At 64.8% G+C, this 19,090-nt stretch carries 18 protein-coding genes; 6 read left to right on the top strand and 12 right to left on the bottom strand.

Features of this window, described 5'->3' with window-relative positions; genetic code table 11:
- Window positions 1-250: 250 nt before the first annotated feature.
- From hemC to M2427_RS37190, 3 genes are read right to left on the bottom strand one after another with little or no spacing between them, the layout of a single operon-like run.
- Complete coding sequence (hemC, locus tag M2427_RS37200; protein WP_280711770.1) at window positions 251-1,231, bottom strand: hydroxymethylbilane synthase; 981 nt, start codon at window positions 1,229-1,231, stop codon at window positions 251-253.
- Between the two features lie 27 nt (window positions 1,232-1,258).
- Window positions 1,259-2,884: a choline dehydrogenase gene (locus M2427_RS37195; RefSeq protein ID WP_280711769.1), complete on the bottom strand. Its 1,626-nt coding sequence runs from the start codon at window positions 2,882-2,884 to the stop codon at window positions 1,259-1,261.
- 56 nt (window positions 2,885-2,940) lie between these two features.
- Window positions 2,941-3,531, bottom strand: coding sequence for a helix-turn-helix domain-containing protein (locus tag M2427_RS37190; RefSeq protein WP_280711768.1), 591 nt, complete (start codon window positions 3,529-3,531; stop codon window positions 2,941-2,943).
- A 374-nt stretch (window positions 3,532-3,905) separates the two neighbouring features.
- Between M2427_RS37190 and M2427_RS37185 the strand changes: the two genes are divergently transcribed.
- Entirely contained in the window at window positions 3,906-4,271 is a 366-nt protein-coding gene (locus M2427_RS37185; RefSeq protein ID WP_280711767.1) for a nuclear transport factor 2 family protein, read from the top strand.
- Between the two features lie 24 nt (window positions 4,272-4,295).
- Here the strand turns inward: M2427_RS37185 and M2427_RS37180 are convergent, their stop codons facing one another.
- Window positions 4,296-4,775 carry a MarR family winged helix-turn-helix transcriptional regulator gene (locus M2427_RS37180; protein WP_280711766.1) on the bottom strand — a complete coding sequence of 160 codons (480 nt, stop codon included), beginning with the start codon at window positions 4,773-4,775 and terminating at the stop codon, window positions 4,296-4,298.
- Between the two features lie 50 nt (window positions 4,776-4,825).
- On the opposite strand from M2427_RS37180, the gene M2427_RS37175 reads away from it, so the two are divergent.
- A complete protein-coding gene (locus M2427_RS37175) occupies window positions 4,826-6,319 on the top strand; it encodes an FAD-dependent oxidoreductase (protein WP_280711765.1) in 1,494 nt (497 codons plus the stop codon).
- A 13-nt stretch (window positions 6,320-6,332) separates the two neighbouring features.
- On the opposite strand, the gene M2427_RS37170 is transcribed toward M2427_RS37175, so the two are convergent.
- From M2427_RS37170 to pgm, 4 genes are all read right to left on the bottom strand, one after another.
- Window positions 6,333-7,313, bottom strand: a complete 981-nt coding sequence (locus M2427_RS37170; protein ID WP_280711764.1) for a PDR/VanB family oxidoreductase — start codon at window positions 7,311-7,313, stop codon at window positions 6,333-6,335.
- Between the two features lie 10 nt (window positions 7,314-7,323).
- Window positions 7,324-8,070: a GntR family transcriptional regulator gene (locus tag M2427_RS37165; protein ID WP_280711763.1), complete on the bottom strand. Its 747-nt coding sequence runs from the start codon at window positions 8,068-8,070 to the stop codon at window positions 7,324-7,326.
- Window positions 8,071-8,073: 3 nt separating this feature from the next.
- Window positions 8,074-9,123, bottom strand: coding sequence for an aromatic ring-hydroxylating dioxygenase subunit alpha (locus tag M2427_RS37160; protein WP_280711762.1), 1,050 nt, complete (start codon window positions 9,121-9,123; stop codon window positions 8,074-8,076).
- Window positions 9,124-9,410: 287 nt separating this feature from the next.
- Complete coding sequence (gene pgm / locus M2427_RS37155) at window positions 9,411-11,057, bottom strand: phosphoglucomutase (alpha-D-glucose-1,6-bisphosphate-dependent) (protein WP_280711761.1); 1,647 nt, start codon at window positions 11,055-11,057, stop codon at window positions 9,411-9,413.
- Window positions 11,058-11,378: 321 nt separating this feature from the next.
- Here pgm and M2427_RS37150 point away from each other — a divergent pair, with 321 nt between their 5' ends.
- Complete coding sequence (locus M2427_RS37150) at window positions 11,379-11,750, top strand: c-type cytochrome (protein WP_280711760.1); 372 nt, start codon at window positions 11,379-11,381, stop codon at window positions 11,748-11,750.
- Between the two features lie 97 nt (window positions 11,751-11,847).
- Entirely contained in the window at window positions 11,848-12,990 is a 1,143-nt protein-coding gene (locus M2427_RS37145) for an alpha/beta hydrolase (RefSeq protein WP_280711759.1), read from the top strand.
- On the opposite strand, the gene M2427_RS37140 is transcribed toward M2427_RS37145, so the two are convergent.
- Both M2427_RS37140 and M2427_RS37135 read right to left on the bottom strand, forming a co-directional pair.
- Complete coding sequence (locus M2427_RS37140) at window positions 12,915-14,282, bottom strand: hypothetical protein (protein WP_280711758.1); 1,368 nt, start codon at window positions 14,280-14,282, stop codon at window positions 12,915-12,917. The genes M2427_RS37145 and M2427_RS37140 overlap by 76 nt on opposite strands.
- Before the next feature lie 83 nt (window positions 14,283-14,365).
- Window positions 14,366-14,605, bottom strand: a complete 240-nt coding sequence (locus M2427_RS37135) for a hypothetical protein (protein ID WP_280711757.1) — start codon at window positions 14,603-14,605, stop codon at window positions 14,366-14,368.
- 196 nt (window positions 14,606-14,801) lie between these two features.
- Here M2427_RS37135 and M2427_RS37130 point away from each other — a divergent pair, with 196 nt between their 5' ends.
- Window positions 14,802-15,566 (top strand): transglycosylase SLT domain-containing protein, encoded by a 765-nt coding sequence (locus tag M2427_RS37130; protein ID WP_280711756.1) that lies wholly within the window; start codon window positions 14,802-14,804, stop codon window positions 15,564-15,566.
- A 295-nt stretch (window positions 15,567-15,861) separates the two neighbouring features.
- On the opposite strand, the gene M2427_RS37125 is transcribed toward M2427_RS37130, so the two are convergent.
- Window positions 15,862-16,677, bottom strand: a complete 816-nt coding sequence (locus tag M2427_RS37125; RefSeq protein WP_280711755.1) for a response regulator transcription factor — start codon at window positions 16,675-16,677, stop codon at window positions 15,862-15,864.
- A 308-nt stretch (window positions 16,678-16,985) separates the two neighbouring features.
- Between M2427_RS37125 and M2427_RS37120 the strand changes: the two genes are divergently transcribed.
- On the top strand, window positions 16,986-18,155 hold the full coding sequence (locus M2427_RS37120) for an acyltransferase (RefSeq protein ID WP_280711754.1): 1,170 nt from the start codon (window positions 16,986-16,988) through the stop codon (window positions 18,153-18,155).
- A gap of 9 nt (window positions 18,156-18,164) precedes the next feature.
- Here the strand turns inward: M2427_RS37120 and M2427_RS37115 are convergent, their stop codons facing one another.
- On the bottom strand, window positions 18,165-19,049 hold the full coding sequence (locus M2427_RS37115) for an aldose 1-epimerase family protein (protein ID WP_280711752.1): 885 nt from the start codon (window positions 19,047-19,049) through the stop codon (window positions 18,165-18,167).
- Window positions 19,050-19,090: the final 41 nt, after the last annotated feature.

The following is a 19,090-nucleotide window of genomic DNA, read 5'->3' as shown; positions in this document are numbered from 1 at the left end:
GCGTACCGCACTAACAGGCCGAACACATGGCTGCTCCGACCAAGCTGCAAAGTGAAGATTCTCCTTGCCAACCAGGAGCCGTCCACACATGGCCCTTAGCGGTCCTCGGTCTTCGACGCCGTGATGTCTGCTTTCAGAAGGGAAACTGACTCGTGTTGGACTTATGAGCACACGCCCCAGCAGCCGTCGCGTGCAAGGTGACTGCCAGACCCCGAGAAATCACGGGCTTCCTATCGATGAGTGCGCGCCTCTACCGCGGTCGACTGCGCTCGATGATCCCGGCGGCGCCCTTGCCCAGCAGATCCAGGCCCACCGCGCGACCGAGCTCTCGCGGGCGGTTGGCGGGGCCTGTGCGCGAGGCTTCGAGGATGGTGTTGCCGGAGAGGTCGAGCACGGAGGCGGTCAGCGACATCTGATCGCCCGCGATGGTGGAGAAACCCGCCACGGGCGAGTTGCAATGGCCGTTCAGCACCCACAGCACCTCGCGCTCGGCATCGGCGGCGGCATGCGCTGACGGATCGTCGATCGATGACAGGATCTGTCGCGTCTGCCAGTCCTGCGCGGCGCATTCGACGGCGACGATGCCCTGCCCTGCGGCCGGCAGCATTTCGGCAGCAGTGAATTCGTAGGCGATGCGACTCGCGAGACCGACGCGATCGAGGCCCGAGCGCGCCATGATCAGCGCATCCGCGGGACCGACCGCGCCGCCATCCGGCAGCTTCTGCTTCTCGCCGTGGTCGAGCTTTCGCACGCGCGTATCGGCCGCGCCGCGGAAATGGATCACCTCGACCTCAGGAAACAACCGCCGGGCATAGGCCGCGCGCCGAACGGCGTTGGTGCCGATCTTGAAACCTTTCCCGCGGGACTGGCGCAGCGCGTCCAGCGTCACGCCCTCGCGCAGCACCAGCGCATCGCTCGCGGGATCGCGCGAGAGCGTGGCCCCGATGACGAGGCCGGGCGTGTCCTCGTTACCAGGCATGTCCTTCAACGAATGCATCGCCGCTTGCAGCTCGCCCGACAGCACGGCGGCGCGGATCTGCGCGACGAAGGCGCCGCCCTTGCCGCCATGCGGCAGCAGCTTGCTGGTCTGGTCGATATCTCCAGTGGTGTCGAACTTGACGATCTCGACGTCGAGACCTGATACGGCTGATGTCAGGCGGCGTGCAATCTCTTCCGTCTGTGCCAGCGCCATCGCGCTCTTGCGGGTGCCGATCTTGAATCGCGTCGCCAAGCTCTTGTCCTTTCACGATGCACGGATTTACCGCGCATCCTCCAATATCATATCGGACGCCTTCTCCGCGATCATGATGATCGGCGCGTTGGTGTTCCCCGAGACGAGGTCCGGCATGATCGAACCGTCGACAACGCGAAGCCCTTCGAGCCCCTTCACCTTCAGCCGCTGGTCCACCACCGCAAGCGCGTCGTTGCCCATACGACAGGTCGAGGTCGGATGGTAGATGGTGCTGCCGCGGTCGCGGCAATAATCCAGGATTTCGGCGTCCGTGGATACCTTCGTCCCGGGGTCATACTCGCCGATCACGAACGGCTTTAGCGCCGGCGCGTTCAGGATCTTGCGCAGGATCTTGATGCCTTCGACATTGGTGGTGCGGTCGGTCTCGGTCGACATGTAGTTGATGCGGATCTCCGGCGGCACGGTGGGATCGGCGCTTTTGATGCGCAGTGACCCGCGGCTCTCCGGCCTGAGCTGGCACACCGACGCCGTAAAGCCGGAGAAGTCATGCAGCCGCTCGCCCATCTTGTCGGTCGAGAACGGCAGGAAGTGCACCTGGATATCCGGCGAAGCGAGGCGCGGATTGGTCTTGAAGAACGCGCCCGCCGTGCCGGCCGCGATCGTCAGCCAGCCTTTCCGGAACAGCGCGTAGCGCGCGCCGGCCAGCGTCCGGCGGAGCGGATTGTTGACGGTGTCGTTCAGCGTGATCTTCTGCGAGCAGCGCATCACGATGCGGACCTGCATGTGGTCCTGGAGATCGTGACCGACGCCTTGCGCATCGAGCACCATTTCGATTCCATGCTTGCGCAGCAGATCGGCGGGGCCGACGCCCGAGAGCTGGAGCAGCTGCGGCGAGTTGTAGGCGCCGCTCGACAGCACGACTTCTCTCCGCGCCCGCGCGCGGCGGACAGTTGCGCCCCGCCGGTATTCGATACCGACCGCGCGCCGACCCTCGAACAGCACGCGCTGGGCGAGCGCCTCGGTCTCGACCTTGAGATTGCTGCGGGTCTTCGCTGGGCCAAGATACGCCACCGCCGTCGAAGCGCGACGGCCGTTGCGCGTGGTGGTCTGGAACAGGCCGACGCCTTCCTGCGTGGCGCCGTTGAAATCGGGATTGTAGGGCAGACCGGTCTCGACCGCGGCGTCCATGAAGGCTTTCGACAGCGGATCGGTCACCACCATGTTGGAGACCGGCAGCGGGCCGCCCGTGCCGTGATATGGATCCGCGCCGCGCGTCTGGTTCTCGGCCTTCTTGAAATAGGGCAGCACGTCGTCATAGCCCCAGCCGGCATTGCCGTGCTGCCGCCAGCGGTCGTAGTCCTCGTGCTGGCCACGAACGTAAAGCAGGCCATTGATCGAGCTCGATCCACCCAGCGTCTTGCCACGCGGCTGAAACACCTGCCGGCCCTTCAGCTCGGGCTCCGGCTCGGTCTGGTACATCCAGTTGACGGTCTTTTCCTTGAACAGTTTTCCGTAGCCGAGCGGCACGTGGATCCAGATGTTGGAATCCTTCGGCCCCGCCTCGAGCAGCAGCACGCTGTGCTTGCCGTTCGCCGAGAGGCGGTTGGCGAGCACGCAACCGGCGGAGCCGGCGCCGACGATGATGTAGTCGAATTCGGGATCTGATGCTGCGAGGGCGGAATTTGCGTTCATGCGCTACGCTTCTTCTTGTTGGTGTGGGCGTTTTCCGGATGTCGTGACTAGCACAATCATGGCTTGACGCGCAGCGCCTCGACCAGCGACTTGAACGCACGGGCATATTCCGCACCCGCCCTTGCGATATCGGCGCGCCCGGCGCAGGCAACCGCAGCCTCCGTCACCGCGCCGAGCAGCAGCCGCGCGAGCGGCTCGACCGGCTGCTTGGCGATCAGGCCGGCCTCCATCGCCACCGACAGCGCACGCGGCATCTTGCCGCCAAAGTGCTTGGCGTCGATCTCGCGCCAGCGCTCCCAGCCGAGCACGGCCGGGCCGTCGCGCAGGATGATCTGGCCGGTCGGGCCTTTGGCGGTCGCCGCAAAATAATGCTGGGTGCCGGCGACCATCGCCGCGAGCACATCCTTCTCGGCGCGCGCGGCGCCGTCGATCTCGACGACGAGATCGCGCGAGACCAGGTCGAACACGGCGGCGAATACCGCCTCCTTGGTCTTGAAGTGATGATAGACCGCGCCCTTGGCGACGTGGGCGCCTTCCGCGATCTCATCCATCGTGGTGGCGGCAAAGCCTCTCGTCCCGAACAGCCGGCGCGCCGCCGCCAGGATCGCCTCTGTTGTTGCCGCCCGCCGCTCTGCCTGCTTGGCCATGGTCCGGTCTATCGCGTGATGGGTTGAAGTCGATGCGGCTTCGACCACGGGCGGTGCTCCCTCTGTTCCCTCCCCCCTTGTGGGGTCCGAGGCGAGCAAAGCTCGCTCTCGAGGTCAGAGAGGGGGGTGCCACACGGGGACTCCATCGATCGCGCATTCGCTTGGTGCATCATCGACAATTGGCAGTCTTTGCTGGGCTACCCCTCTCCCTAGCCCTCCCCCACAAGGGGGGAGGGAACGCACCTGCGTTGGGGCGCCAACTGTGGCTCACATCAGTCTCGTCTAATCGAGTTCGCTCCGCACCACCAGTTGACTTTTCGACTATCAGTCGGTATTTACCGACCTACAGTCGGTTTTTAATCGCGAGGGCCACCATGCCGAGCCGTGACATCGTCGAAGCGTTTGCGAAGCGCCTGGAGGACGGAGACTTTATCGGTGCGATCGAGCACTTCTGTACGCCCGATGCCGTCACCTACGAGAACAACACGGCGCCCACGGTTGGCCGCGACAATCTCGTCGCCAAGGAGCGCGGCGTGCTGGCGATGTCGCGGGAGGTCAAGGCCGTCCGCATCGGACCGAGCCTGATCGAGGGCGACCATGTCGCCACGCGCTGGACGTTCAGCTTCACGAATGCCGAAGGCGTCACGCGGACGCTGGAGGAGATCGCCTGGCAGACCTGGCAAGGCGACAAGCTGATCGAGGAGCGGTTCTTTTACGACCCGAAGCAGGTGGGGCGGTGACCGGCCGCCCCCTCGTCATCAATTTCAGCTTTGCTCGCCCGGCGTGGTCATCGCGTCGGCAAGCTTGCGCATCAAGCGCACCAGATCCTCGATCTCCTGATCGTCCCAGCTCGCGAACATCCCGCCGACAATCCGTTCGCGGGCCCGGTCGACCGCATCCGTCATCGCTTTTCCACCCGGTGTGATGGTGGCTTCGCTGACGCGGCGATCCGCGGCGCTGGCGTGACGCCTGACCAGACCCAGACTTTCCAGCTTCGCGACTTGCCGGCTGACCGTGGTGTAGTCCCGCCCCATGCGATCGGCGAGGTCGACGACGCCGATCGGTCCACGCCGCTCGATGCCGACGAGCAGCGGAAACAGCGCCCGATCGAGCGATATCCCGGCTTCACGGATCATCATCTCGTCGCCCTGCCGGCGGTTGATGACGCCGATGATGTCGATCAACGCCTCGTGAAGCGCGCGCACCTGTTTTTTAATATGTGTATTTTGCACCCTTCTTGACATTCGGCGGCCCTCGGCTTTATTGTGTGCATATTACACATATTGAGGGTCCCATGACAAAGCAATTCACGGCGGATGTCCTGATCTGCGGCGCGGGCGCGGCCGGCCTGACACTGGCCATCGACCTCGCGCGGCGGGGCATATCGTTTCGGCTGATCGAGAAGATGGACCGTCCGTTTCACGGTTCGCGCGGCAAGGGAATCCAGCCGCGAACCCAGGAGATTTTCGAGGATCTCGGCATAATCGACCGCATCTTTGCGGCCGGCGGTCCCTACCCGCCGCAGCGCGAATACCGCGACGACGGCAGCTTCACCGAGTCCGAAGTCATGGAGCGCAGCGCCCCGACACCGGCCGAGCCCTACCACATGGCGCTGATGATCCCGCAATTCCTGACCGAGGGCGTGATGCGCGAGCGTCTGTTCGAACTTGGGCAGCGGGTGGAGTTCGGCTGCGAACTGGTCGGCCTGGAGCAGGACCAGGACGGCGTGACGGCGCGTCTTTCAGGCAAGGCGGGCGAAGAGACGATACGAGTGCGTTACCTCGTCGGCGCCGATGGCGGGCGCAGCTTCGTGCGCCACGCGCTCGATATCGGCTTTCCCGGCAAGACCCTCGGCGTGCGCGCCGTGGTGGCCGATGTGGTCCTGACGGGGCTCGACCGCACGGCGTGGCACCGCTTCAACGATGGCGCGATGGACCGCCAGATGGCGCTGTGTCCGCTGGCGGGAACGGAGCTGTTCCAGCTGCAGGCGCCAATTCCGCTCCAAGGCGAGATCGATCTGTCGGCCGAAGGGCTTTCAGCGATGATCGCCGAACGCACCGGGCGCAGCGACATCCGCATCCACGCCGTGCATTGGGCGTCGGCCTATCAGATGAACGCGCGCCTCGCCGATCGCTACCGGGATGGCCGCGCATTTCTGATTGGCGATGCGGCGCATATCCATCCGCCGACAGGCGGACAGGGCCTCAACACCAGCGTGCAGGATGCCTACAATCTCGGCTGGAAGCTCGCGGCCGTGATCGGAGGTGCGCCGACTGCGCTACTCGATAGCTATGAGGAAGAACGCCGCCCGGTCGCTGCCGGCATGCTCGGCCTTTCCACGAAGCTTCTGGACGCCGCCAAGCGCGGCGACATCAGGCGCGGCCGCGAGGTGCAGCAACTCGACATCGGTTATCCCGGATCACCGCTGGCGCTGGAAAAGCCGGAGCGCGCCGAAGGTCTCTTCGCAGGAGATCGCGCCCCGGATGCGCGGCTTCGCGGCGCCGCTGGACAGCCTCTGCGCCTGTTCGAGTTGCTCAGGGGGCCGCACTGGACGCTGCTTGGCTATCAGGTGAAGCGTGGCGCCGTGCCGGCGCGGACCGGGCTGCATATCCACTGCGTCGGCCCGACCGAAGAGCTCATCGACGAAAGTGAGGACTTCCGCCGCGCCTACGCCGTGTCATCGGGCGATTGGGTCCTGCTGCGCCCTGATGGCTACATCGGCGCCTTTGTGGGCTCCGAACAAATCGATACGCTGACCCGTTTCCTGGCCGAACAGGGGCTGGTCTGATTGAGGTCCCGCCTCAGACCGCGTCCGCCCGCAGCAGCGTATCCACGGTAATCGTCCCCCGCGCACGCGACACGCAGGCGCAGATCTTCGCGTTGCTTTGCTTCTGGTGGTCGCTGAAGAAGACGTCGCGATGGTCGATCTCGCCGTCGACGGCGACGACGTCGATGGCGCAGAGGCCGCATTCGCCGCGCTTGCAGTCGGAGATCACCTCGAAGCCGCTGGCGTTGAGAACATCGAGCATCGAACGCTCGCGCGGGATTTCGAGTTCGATATCAGAGCCCTTCAGGCGCACGCGAAAGGCTTCGGTCGGCAGCGTGCCGCTGGAGCCGAAGGTCTCGTAGCGGAGATCAGACAGCGGATGGCCCGCATCGATCCTGGCGTGGCGGGCGGCATCGAGCATGCGCATCGGGCCGCAGAACAGGGTCAGCGTGCCCTTCGGCAGCGAAGCAAACAGCCCGTCGAGATCGAGGCGTTGCCCTTCATCGCTGGCGTGGACGACCAGGCGGTCGCCGAGCATGCTGGAGAGATCATCGAGATAGGCGGCATCCGCGCGGCTGCGCACGGCGTAATGCAGCGTGACGTTGGCGCCACGGCGCGCCAGCGCCTGCGCGGCCCCGAGGATTGGTGTGATACCGATGCCGCCGGCGATCAGGCAATAGTTGTCGCGCCCCCAGTCGACGGCGACGAGCGAGGCCGGGCGAGTGACGTCCAGCCGCGCGCCGGGCGCGAGCTGCCACATGTAGCGCGAGCCACCGCGGGAATCTTCCGCACGGCGCACCGCGATCCGCAAGCCGCGCGGCGAGGCTTCGCCGACCAGCGAATAGGATCGCGTTTCCGGCAGGCCACCGATGGTGACGCTGACATTGATGTGACTGCCGACCGGATAGGCGGCGCCATCAAACTGGTCGGGCAGGATCAGGAACTCGCGGATGCCGGGCGACAGATCGCGCGTCGACACCAGCGTTGCGGGAATCCAGGTTTCGACGAAGCGCATGGCATTGCCCTCAATCGGTTGCGGTCTTGATCAGCGCGAGCGCCGGCAAGAGATCAAGATGGGTACGGTTGCGCAGTGCGAGCCGCAGATTGCGCACCGCGAGGCGCGCGTGCTCGCGCATGATGGCCTCGGCGCGTGCGCCTTCGCGATTTTCGATGGCGTCGATCACGATGCGATGGTGCTCCTGCCCGATGATCAGGATCTGCTGTGCTTCGGGCAATGCCGACTGCGCCATCACGAAGCCGCTTGGGGACGCGAAGGGCAGCGCGGAAGCGCGGTCGATCTGCCGGATCAAAGGCGGGCTGCGCGAGAGCTCAGTGAGCAGCGCATGGAAGCGCGCGTTCAGCGTGACATAGGCCGAGAAGGCGTCGACCGAGATCGGCACCGGACGCAGGAGGTCATCGATCGCGAGATGGCATTCCTTGAGCGGCTCGAGCTCGCGCGCGGAGACACCGCGTTCGGCGGCGAAGCGTGCGGCAAGGCCTTCCAGCGTGCCGCGCAGCTCGATGGAGTCGGAAATGTCGCGCTCGGAAAACGCCTTCACCATGAAGCCGCCGGAGGGGATGGCTTCAAGGAGCCCCTCCTCCTCCAGCCGCACCAGCGCCATGCGCACCGGGGTGCGCGAGGCGCCGGTGGTTTCCACCGCCTGGAGCTCGGAGATGCGCTCGCCGGGCCGTAAGGCGCCCGACAGGATCTGATCGCGCAGCGCGAGCTGCGCCTTCACGGTCTGCGAGACGGAGCGGTCGACCTCGGCCATGAACTACTCCGCGGCCTGCAGGTGCTGCGGTCCGTTTTCCTTCGCCACCATCTTGTCGATCAGCCTGCGCGTCCACATCGCGCCGGCGTCGATGTTGAGGTTGTAGAAGATGCGATCGGGGTTCTCGTCCATCGCGCGCTGCTGCGCCTCGAGGATCAGCTCGTCCTCGCGGAAGATGCCGGAGACGCCCTCGCGGATCTCGGTGGTGATGCGCTGCTCGCCGATCTGGTAGTTGCGGACGAAGGCCCAGAAATAATGGCAGGTCTTCTCGGTCTCTGGCGTGATGGTGTTGAGCACGAAGCCGTTGACGCCCTGCGAGCGGTCGCCTTCCGGCGCGCCGGTGCCGCTAGGTGCCACGCCGACGTCGATGGCGATGGTGCACGGCGCCTCGAAACGGATGATCTGCCAGCGGTCGACGAGGCCGGGCTTGCCGAGTTGCTTGGCCCAGAACGGCGGCGCCTCGATGTCGCGCATCCAGCGCGTCACCGTCACCGTCTTCTCGCCATGGGTGACGTCGAACGGCGCTTCGGCCACCGCGTCATTGCCGATGGAGGAGCCGTGCACGAAGGTCTCGTGGGTGAGGTCCATGAGATTGTCGAGCACGAGGCGGTAGTCGCAGTTGACGCGGATGGTCTTGCCGTCGCCGGCCCAGGCCGGATCGTGATTCCAGTGCATGTCGGGGATGAGCGCGGGATCGGCCAGCGCAGGATCGCCCATCCAGAGCCAGACGTAGCGGTGACGCTCGACCACGGGATAGGCGCGGACGCAGGCCGACGGGTTGATGGTCTCCTGCGAGGGCATGAAGGTGCAGCGCCCTTGCGCGTTGAATTTCAGGCCGTGATAGCCGCAGACGACTGTATCGCCCTCGAGCCGGCCCTTCGACAGCGGCACCAGGCGATGCCAGCAGGCATCCTCAAGCGCGGTCGCCGAGCCATCGGCCTTCCGGTACATCACGACATGCTTGCCGCAGATCGTCCGCGGCAACAGCGCCGGCTTCACGTCGGCGTCCCAGGCGGCGGCGTACCAGGCGTTCATGGGGAAGGGTTTAGTCACCGGCGGTCTCCCTGAGCTTATGTATGCGTTGTGTATACAATAGCGGAGGGATAGAATCGTTCAAGGCCTAAATAGGCCTACTATAATACCTATATTCATAATGATGTATACATATCTAACCGCATGTCATTCCCCGCGGAAGCGGGGAATCCAGTACTCCGCGGCGGACGTTAGGTTCACACAACCGGGGCCCCGGCGTACTGGATCACCCGCTTTCGCGGGTGATGACACCGTCGGATACGATGCCTCCTCCCTCGGAGGAGCACCAAAGGTCCTGACTCAGAGAGCTACGCCCCAAACACCTTCGCGAGCCCCGCCTGGGCCTCTTCCTGAATCCGCTTCAGGTGCTCGGTGCTGCGGAAGCTCTCGGCGTAGATCTTGTAGACGTCCTCGGTGCCCGAGGGGCGCGCGGCGAACCAGCCGAAATCGGTCTCCACCTTGATGCCGCCGAACGGCTGGCCGTTGCCGGGTGCCTTGCTCAGCGTCGCGCGAACCGGATCACCGGCGAGATCCTTCAGGCCGAGTTGCTCGGGCGTGACTGATTTCAGGATGGTCTTCTGCGGCCCGGTCGCGGCGACGTCGATGCGGGCGTAATGGGGCACGCCGAGCTCGGCGGTGAGATCGCCAAACAGCTGGCTCGGATCGCGGCCGGTCCTGGCCATGATCTCGGCGGCGAGCAGGCCGAGGATGATTCCGTCCTTGTCGGTCGTCCACACGGAGCCGTCGCGGCGCAGGAACGAGGCCCCTGCACTCTCCTCGCCGCCGAAGCCGAAGCCGCCGGTGAGGAGGCCGTCGACGAACCATTTGAAGCCGACTGGTGTCTCCACCAGCTTGCGGCCGAGTTTTTTCGCGACACGATCGATGATCGAGCTCGACACCACGGTCTTGCCGATCGCAGCATCCTTGCCCCAGTTCGGCCGGTGCGCGAACAGATAGGAGATCGCGGTCGCCAGATAATGGTTCGGGTTCATCAGCCCGCCGGTGCGGGTGACGATGCCGTGGCGATCGGCGTCGGTGTCGTTGGCAAACGCAACGTCGAAGCGGTCGCGCATCGCGATCAGGCTCGCCATCGCGAAAGGCGAAGAGCAGTCCATGCGGATCTTGCCGTCCCAGTCGACCGTCATGAAGCGGAAGGTCGGGTCGATCGCCTCGTTCACGACCGTCGCCTTCAGGCCGTAGCGCTCGATGATCGGATGCCAGTAATGCACGGCGGCGCCGCCGAGCGGATCGATGCCGATCTTGATGCCGGCGGATTTGACCAGCTCGAGATCGACGACACTGCCGAGGTCGGCGACATAAGGCGTGATGTAGTCGTAGGCATGAACGGTCGACGATTTCAGCGCCCTCGCATAGTCGATGCGCTTCACGCCCTTCAGACCATCGGCAAGATAGGCGTTGGCGCGCTTCTCGACGACGCCGGTCACGTCGGTGTCGGCGGGGCCGCCATGCGGCGGATTGTATTTGTAGCCGCCGTCTTCGGGCGGATTGTGCGAGGGCGTGACGACGACACCATCGGCGAGGCCGCTACCGCGACCCTTGTTGTAGGTCAGGATCGCGTGCGAGATCACGGGCGTCGGCGTGTAGCCGTGATCCTTGTCGATCATGATGTCGACGCCGTTCGCCGCGAACACCTCCACCGCGCTCGCGAGCGCGGGCTCGGCCAGCGCGTGGGTGTCGATGCCGATGAAGAGCGGACCGGTCAGCCCCTTCTCTTTCCGGTAGTCGCAGATCGCCTGCGTGGTCGCGAGGATGTGGCCCTCGTTGAACGTGTTCTTGAACGAGGTGCCGCGATGGCCTGACGTCCCGAACGCCACCCGCTGCGCCGGGTCCGTCGCGTCAGGCTTATTGGCGAAATAGGCCGTCACGAGCCGCGGAATGTTGGCGAGCGCGTCCGGCGAAACCAGCTTGCCCGCCGCGGGATGAACATCAGCCACTGGGAACTCTCCGTGCCTTCAAACGACAATCTGGACCACCATACCATCGGCCGTCTCGTCGCCAAGCCGATTGCCAAATCTGTCAAATGCCACCCCCCGGTCAACGATCCATAGACAACGCCGATCCTCCAGGGAGCGATCCGTCGGACATTGCGCATGGCGATCTCGGACTTTGGCGATCTCGTACTTTGGTGCCGGGTATCGGTTGATGCAGAACAAGGACGCCGTTGCCCGACGTGAAGCACGATGCTCCCCGTTTGATGAACGAAAGCCGGGACTTGCAGGATTCACCGGCAGATTCCCGTTAGTGGGGCGATCGCCATGTTTGGACGTCTGATTTTCACGCTGGTTCTGGCCGGCTTGGCGTGGCCCGCCGCCGCCGCGGAAGGCGATCCCGCCGCGGGGAAGGTCATCTTCCAGCGAACCTGCGAGAACTGCCACGCCGCAACGATCGGGGTCAACAAGGTCGGCCCAAGTCTCTGGAATGTCGTCGGTCGCAAGCCTGCTTCCGTCCCGGACTTCGCCTATTCTGATGCCATGAAGGCCAACAAGGAGGCCTGGACACCAACGACGCTGGACGCCTATCTGGCCGACCCTCGCGGCGACCTCCACGGCGTCAAGATGTTCTTCAAGGGGCTGCCGAACCCCGCAGACCGGTCCAATGTCATCGCCTTTCTTCAGGCGTTGAGGTGAACGATCGGAGCGAACGGTAGATCGATCCGATCGACGCCGGTTCGCCGGGTCATGCGGTTCTGCTATGGTCCGCGCGGCCACGGAGAATCATCTACGCATGGATTTCGCGCGCTGGCGTCTGCCCGTGTTGATCTTGCTCGCCATAGCGTGGGCTGCGGCTCCCGCGAACGCCGCCCAGTTCTACATCGAGGACCTGCGCATCCCGATGGCGGCGGCCGGACCGCAGGGGCTGGAGGCGTTCCTGGTCCGCCCTGATGGCACCAGGCGCTATCCGCTGGCGCTGCTCAGCCACGGCTCGCCGCGCAGCTTTGCCGACCGCGCCACCATGTCGGCCCACCACTATTACGGCATCGCGCTGGAATATGCCCGGCGCGGCTTTGCCGCGCTGATCGTGATGCGGCGCGGCTATGGCACCTCGCCGGGCGGGCGCGTCGACAGCGTTGGCGGCTGCGCCAACGCCGCTTACTTGCCGGCGGCAGCGGTTTCCGTTGCAGACTTGCGCGCCGCAATCGATGCGATGGCGCGCCGCTCCGACGTCACCACGACAGGCATGATCGCGGCTGGCCATTCCGCCGGCGGTCTTGCCACGGTCGCGCTCACCGCACAGGCGCCTGCCGGCCTCGCCGCCGCGATCAGCTTTGCCGGCGGCCGCGGCTCGCTCGACGATGACGAGGTCTGCAATCCGAACGGACTGGTGCAGGCCTTCGCGACCTTCGGCAAGACCTCACGGGTGCCGATGCTCTGGGTCTATTCCAGCAACGATTCCTATTTCGGCCCCGATCTGGCGCGCCGGTTCCATGATGGCTTTCGTGCCGGCGGCGGCAACGCAAAGTTCGTCACCGCGCCGCCTTACGGCGATGACGGCCACTATCTCTATTCCGTGGAGAGCCGCCCGCAATGGACGCCCTATCTCGACGCCTTCCTGCGCGAGCGCGGGCTTGCCCGGGAGATGCTGAGCCCACCCGATCCACTGCCGCCGCCGAGCCATTTCAACGACGCGGCGAAAGCCGAATTCGCCCGCTATCTGGCCAGCACCTCGCCGCACAAGGCTTTTGCGGTGTCGCCGAACGGCGGCTACGGCTGGCGCTCGGGCCGCAACACGGTGGAGGACGCCGAGCGCGATTCCCTCGCGGCCTGCATGAAATGGTCGCCGACTTGCACGCTCTATGCGGTCGACGACCGCCTCTCCTCCGGCAACGTCCAGGGAACGACCACGGACCAGGTCTCGCGCTCGCGATAGGCCAGCGCGCCCTTCTCGCTGACGCCCACCAGCGCGCCCAGTCGCGAGAGATATTCGGCAGCCTGACTGCACAAACTGGTGTCCGCCATGCCGTGCGTCACGGCCGTTTGCAGCAGATGCACCATCCGTGCGGCGTCGCCACTCCGGCTTGATTGCATCAGCGCGACGTCGAGCAGAAACGGCGCCAGTGCCGCCTGCTCGTACGCGTTAAGCGACAGGAAAACGTCCTCCCAATGCGCACCCGTCTTGGGTATCTCAGCATACAACATCTCGACGAGATCCATCGGGTATGCGGTGCCGGCGATTTCGAACGGCGACGGCATGTCGTCCTTGAGCGACACCGCGCACAACATGCCCATCACGTAGGCCGTGTGATAGGAGCTTGCGAGCGCGCATCTGGTCTTGTCGTGCCCCTTCAATCGCTGGATCTGGCCCGGCCCCGAACGTCCTGCGGGAAGAAATCCGACCTTGTCCTCCAGCGAGGCGGCGACGCGAAAGCCGAACGCAGCGCCCGGACTCCAGGTCGACGACAGCAGCGGCCACACCATCAGCGCTTCAGCCGCAAGGTCATAGTCCTCGATAACGAGCGCGCGGGCGAGTACGGACCCTGCCTCGTCGAGAAACTCGTCGCGCGGCCGTGGCAAGGTCAACGCCCAACCCCCGAAATTGGTGGCATACATCGGGGCATGCGTGACCGCGTAGGCGTCCTCGCGTGTTCCGTTCAACAGATCAATCGGGTTTCCGAGCGCCGTCTTACGTGCGATCTGCTCAAATGCAAGGCTCGGCTCCTCGTTGCGCCACAGCGCGTGCAACCAGAGCAGTTCGAGCTCGCGGTAAGGCACCACTTCGTGCCCGGACCGTGCGGACGCCGACCAGCTGCTCTCCAGCAGGTCGTCGAAGTCGGGGTCGGCATGCCCGAGCGCGCTCAGCAGGATATGTGGCGTCGCCAGTTGCAGGCAGACCGACGGATAGCGTACGACGTCCCAGCGCATCCGTGGCGAACGCGCATAGGGGACGAGATCTCGCAGCAGTGCCGTCGTGGCAGCATCGGGCGCGTGGCGCGCGGCCACATGCAGCAGCATCGCCGTCTCGGCGATCGGCTTTTCCGCAGCGAAATTTCCATCCGGAACCTCTGCACCGTCAAATCCGTCCTTGCCAAGGACCTGCAGCGTTCGCTTGGCAATACGTAAGGCGAGGTGCAGGCGTCGTCGGAGATCTTCCCCGGCGTTCATGGCGGGAGCCGCAATGTGGTAGCAATCCGGCGCGGCGGTCCGATCCTGTGGATTTGGCATGGGCGCCTCACGAGAAGAGGAGTGCGGGAGCTGATGGACCAAAGCGAGATCGTAGCCGCGCCGGAGCCCTACTCAGGGCAGTGTCAGCGACCGGTGACCTCATTGCGGATAGCGGCCGGGTTGATCCCCTGCTCCACTTCCACCGCCGGCGGGATGCAGTAGCGGATGAAGCGATTTCCGACGACGAAACCGAATTCGCTTTCGCTGGCACTCGCAATGCTCGCGCCATTCTCGGCGACGAATTTTCCGAAGGCATTGAAGTCGAACACTTTCGACCCCAGGAACTTGCGGACGATCTCTTCCCTGTTTGCAGCGTTGCTCATGTTGACTCCTGCTCATCGGTGGATCGGTCTGGACGCGGGATGCGACCAGTAGCGACGGCTCGAACGATGATCCGAACGCGGAGCGAGGCGTGTGAGCCACCTTACATTTCAAGATTAGTTGAGCACAACCCGCGCGCGGAACTTCGCCTTGAGGCGGCACATCGGTTGTTAACACCAGAGATGTAGGACAGGCTGCATGCAGCGGGATCCGGCACGACCAAACCTCAACGCGACGTGGAAGCACGTCGTCGTGGCCGCGCTGTTGTCGGCATCGACCTGCCTGCAGGCCCAGGAGGCCGACCTCGGCGCCGGCGAAACGGCGACCTCGCGAGCCGAGATCCGCAAGATCATCGAGCGCGAGACGGCGAGGACCAATCTGCCCGCCGACATCGCGGAGGCCGTGGTCTTCGTCGAGAGCGGCTACAACTCGGCCGTTGTCGGCAGCGGCGGCGAGTTCGGCCTGATGCAGCTGCGGCTGGAGACCGCCGCGACGCTCGGGTTCAAGGGAAACGCCGCGGAGCTCGCAGAGCCCGACCTCAACATCCATTACGGCGTGCTTTATCTCAGCCGCGCCTGGCGTCTGGCCGGCGGGGACCTCTGCCGTGCCCTGGTGAAATATCGCTCTGGCCACGACGACGAGGAGATGAGCCCTCGTTCGCAGGTCTACTGCAATCGTGCCCGGAACAGACTGCTCGCCATGAACTCGACGGTAGCCACCCAGCCTGCCGCCGTCCCACCATCAGCACCCACGCCGGGACCGGCGCCAGCGGCGGCGACGACATCAGCACGGACTGAAAAACCGCAGACGCAGCCCGGGGCGACACAGCCCAGGGACGTCTCCGCGCGCTACCGCCGCGGCACGGCCGCCGCAAGCCGGGCATTCTGGGCCGCGCATGAGGCCAGGGTCAGCCGCATCAAAGCCCGCATCGAAGCAAGGTGGAAGCGGACGGCCTCGCGTTAACAGTCGTTCGCGATCAGGCGGACGTCGCTCTTGACGAGACCGTCATGATCGATGGAATACTACGGATGCTCCCCTTTTTCGGGGGAGCTGCAGCGATTTTGCCGACAGTCTTTTTGCGTAACCCCGAATAGAGACCATGCACAACGGTTTGAGAGTTTTGTTCGCGATCTTCGCCACGGCAGCCGTGGCCACCTCGACCTTCGTCGCCATCCGGCTCGTCGTCGGCTTCAGCGGCTGAGATAAAAACGCCGGCCAGCAAGGCTGACCGGCTGCACATTGCTGCAGGCAATTGTGCCTAGAGGCGTTCGCTGAGCGCGAGCTTGTAGCCGACACCGGTGACGGTGGCGATGACGGGCGCGCCGCAGCCGACGAGCTTTCGGCGCAGCCGCGCCACCAGCGCATCGACCGTGCGGATGTCGACCTCGGCCTGGCGGTTGCTGACAACCTCGATCAGGTAGTCGCGGCTGAGCGGCCGCCCGTCCGCACCGACCAGGGCTGCGAGCAGGTCGAACTCGGCACGCGTCAGCGCCACCGGCTTGCCGTCGCTGCCGAGCAGCTCGCGCCGCGTCAGGTCGATGATCCAGTCGCCGAACGCAATCGAGTTGTGGTTGCGCGCCGCCTTGCGGTCGATCGAGCGCCGCCGCAGCACGCTGCGCGCGCGCGCCAGCAGATCGCGAAGATTGATCGGCTTGGTGACATAATGGTCGCCGGCGATCTCGAGGCCCAGGATGCGATCGACGTCGGTGTCGCGGCGGGTCACGAAGATGATGCCGGCGTTGCTGGTCGCCTGGATCTCCTTGGCGAGCTCGAAGCCGTCGCCGTCGGGCAATTGCACGTCGAGGAAGACGAGGTCGGTGCGCGCGCGCAGCGCCTGGCGGCATTCGGCACAGCTGCCGGCGCCGACCACGTCGAAATTGTTCTCGCTGAAGTAACCGACCAGCATCGTTCGCGTCACGGGATCGTCTTCGACGACGATCAGCCGCTCGCGCCCGACCGGACGCAATTCCTGAAGTGCGGAATCAGCCACGATATTGGATGTCCTGTGTGCCTGCGACCCGGCTCGATAGTTCAAGTCGCCGCGCGATGCGCTGTCGTGTGAACGAACATTCACGGCCTATTCGAGCCCCCGAAATTGCCTGCCGGAATACTAGGCGTGCGGTGTCGCCCAAACAATATAGGCCACGGTATTTAAGTATTAACTATGAATTGCCCCACACTTCTCACTCAGCGCATCGATGTGGCGGGCCCTGTCCGCGGACGCGACATGGTTCGTCCCCGACACCAATCATTCCGCTCATCCAGCTGCGGATTCAACTGCCGGTTAACGTAAAGAAAGGCTTCGGCTTCGGTTTGGCCGGCCGCGCCTCTATGCTTCTCACATCGCAAGCGCGAGAGAGCGCGCGACCACGGAGCAGGCATATGCAAGGGCAGGCCCAGTTGGCTGCCGGTCGGACGGACGGAGCCGCATCGCTGTTCGGTCGTTCACATAGCCTCGACTTCCTTCGCGGTCTCGCCATCGTCGGCGTGATGGCGATCCACGTCTCGCAATCCTTCCCATCGAACCTCCAACCGGTCGATTACGCCTTCATGTGCGGCTGGACCGGCGTCAACGTGTTCTACTTCGTGAGCGCCTTGACGATGTGCAGGATGTGGACGCGGCGGACCGAAGCGAACCCGACGCGCAAATTCTACATCCGGCGTGCCTTGCGCATCGCGCCGCTGTTCTGGCTTGCGATTCCGTTTTACCTCGTCGTCAACGGCACCGGGCCGAGCTCAAATGCGCCCAACGGCATTGGGCCGCTCCAGGTGATCCTGACCGCGACGTTCCTCCACGGCTTCTGGCTCGACAGCGTCAACAGTGTCGTGCCCGGCGACTGGTCGATCGCCGCGGAGATGATGTTCTATCTCATCTTCCCGTTTGTGATCACCGCGTTCGGATCGCGTCGCAGTCTCTATCTGCTGCTCGCAATCGTGCTGCACCTGGTCAATGTCGGTCTGTTCAAGACGTGGGCGTTCGATCTGTTCTCGGCCTATTACGGCCCGGGACACGAGGCCTTCGTCTGGAACACGCTTCACATCACCTTTCTGAACCAGTTGCCGGTGTTCCTGCTGGGCTGCGCGCTGTTCCTCGCGTTGCGCGACGGGTTTGCGAAGTCGGACGCCGCGATCCTCCTTGGCTTCATCATACTGTCCTTCACCGCCAACCGCGCGACCGGGGCTCACGAGTTCAACTATCTCATAATCAACCTCGTGCTCGGCGCGGGCGTGTTCTGGTGCATTCGTCTTGGACTCCGCTGGCGGCCGCTCGAGGCGCTTGGCCGCAATTCCTATTCGATGTATCTGTCGCATTTCGCGGTGATCTACGGTCTGCATTACATATGGCCGTTCGCCGAAGGGCTGGCCTCGCTGCTGCTCGCTTACGTCGTCACCGCTGCATTGAGCTATCTCGCGGCACGCGCGACCTGGCATCTGGTCGAGCGGCATGCGCAGGATCTGGCGCATCGCCTGACTGCGTCGGCGGCCAGCGCCCCACCGCACACGGAGACAGTGGCCACCGCGAGCATTGCCCTGAATGGCCGCGCCGCCTGAGCGGCGGCCTCAGGAGGCTCCGACCGCGATCCGGAAGGACAAGTTTTCCTCAGCACCGGGCGCAATGTGCATCAAGCCAGGCTTATCGCTGAATTCGCCGTCGAACTCTTTGGGGCTGGCGTAGCCGCGCCAGGGCTCGATGCAGAGGAACGGCGCGCCTGACGGTTTCGACCAGATGCCGAGCTCGCGAAAGCCGCGCCATGACATTTCGAGCCAGGGCCCGGTGCGATCGGCTCGCGCGAAGCGGACCGCGTGGCTGTTGACGGGATCGAGGATGACGGCGTCGCTCGCAAACAGGGCTTCCGAGAGAGCAAGCACAGTGCCCCGGACAGGGCTTGGATCCGTTGCCGCGAGCAGGAGCCCGCCCTCGACACGGCGAACCGGCGAAGGCTCCTCGTTGGTGAATGTCAGCGCGTAGCTCTGCTTCGGCACGCCAGGCTGAAGCGGCCAGTTGAAGGCGGGATGGCCGCCCAGCGACACGGGCAAGGTCTCGTCGCCGGGATTGGCGACGGTGAGCGAGAGATCGAGACCGGTATCATCGAGCACATAGGTCGCCGTCAGGCGGAACGCGAACGGATAGACCGCGCGCGTCGCCTCGCTGTCTTCCAGCATCAGAGAACAACGGCTCTCGCCGCGTTCCATCCAGGTAAAGGCGCTGTCGCGCGCAAAGCCGTGCTGCGTCATCCGGTAGGTCTTGCCCCCGTGCCGCATTTCATCGTTGGCGAGACGGCCCACGATTGGAAACAGCAGCGGCGCGTGGCGCTGCCAGGCCGGCCCCGCCTGCCAGACGAACTCGGTGCCGTCAGCGTGCTTGAGCGAGCACATTTCGGCGCCGTGGGATTTGATGGTGGCGGTGAGAGCGCCGTGGCGGAGGGTGTGGGTGTCGGGGGGCATGGTTGGTCCGGTGCAAGCGGAGACAGATCGAAGCCTGTTCT

Origin of the sequence: Bradyrhizobium sp. BR13661 (assembly GCF_029892425.1) — a bacterium.
Taxonomy (GTDB): Bacteria; Pseudomonadota; Alphaproteobacteria; order Rhizobiales; family Xanthobacteraceae; genus Bradyrhizobium.
The sequence above is the reverse complement of the archived record's forward strand: the minus strand, read 5'-3'. Positions and strand labels throughout refer to the sequence as shown.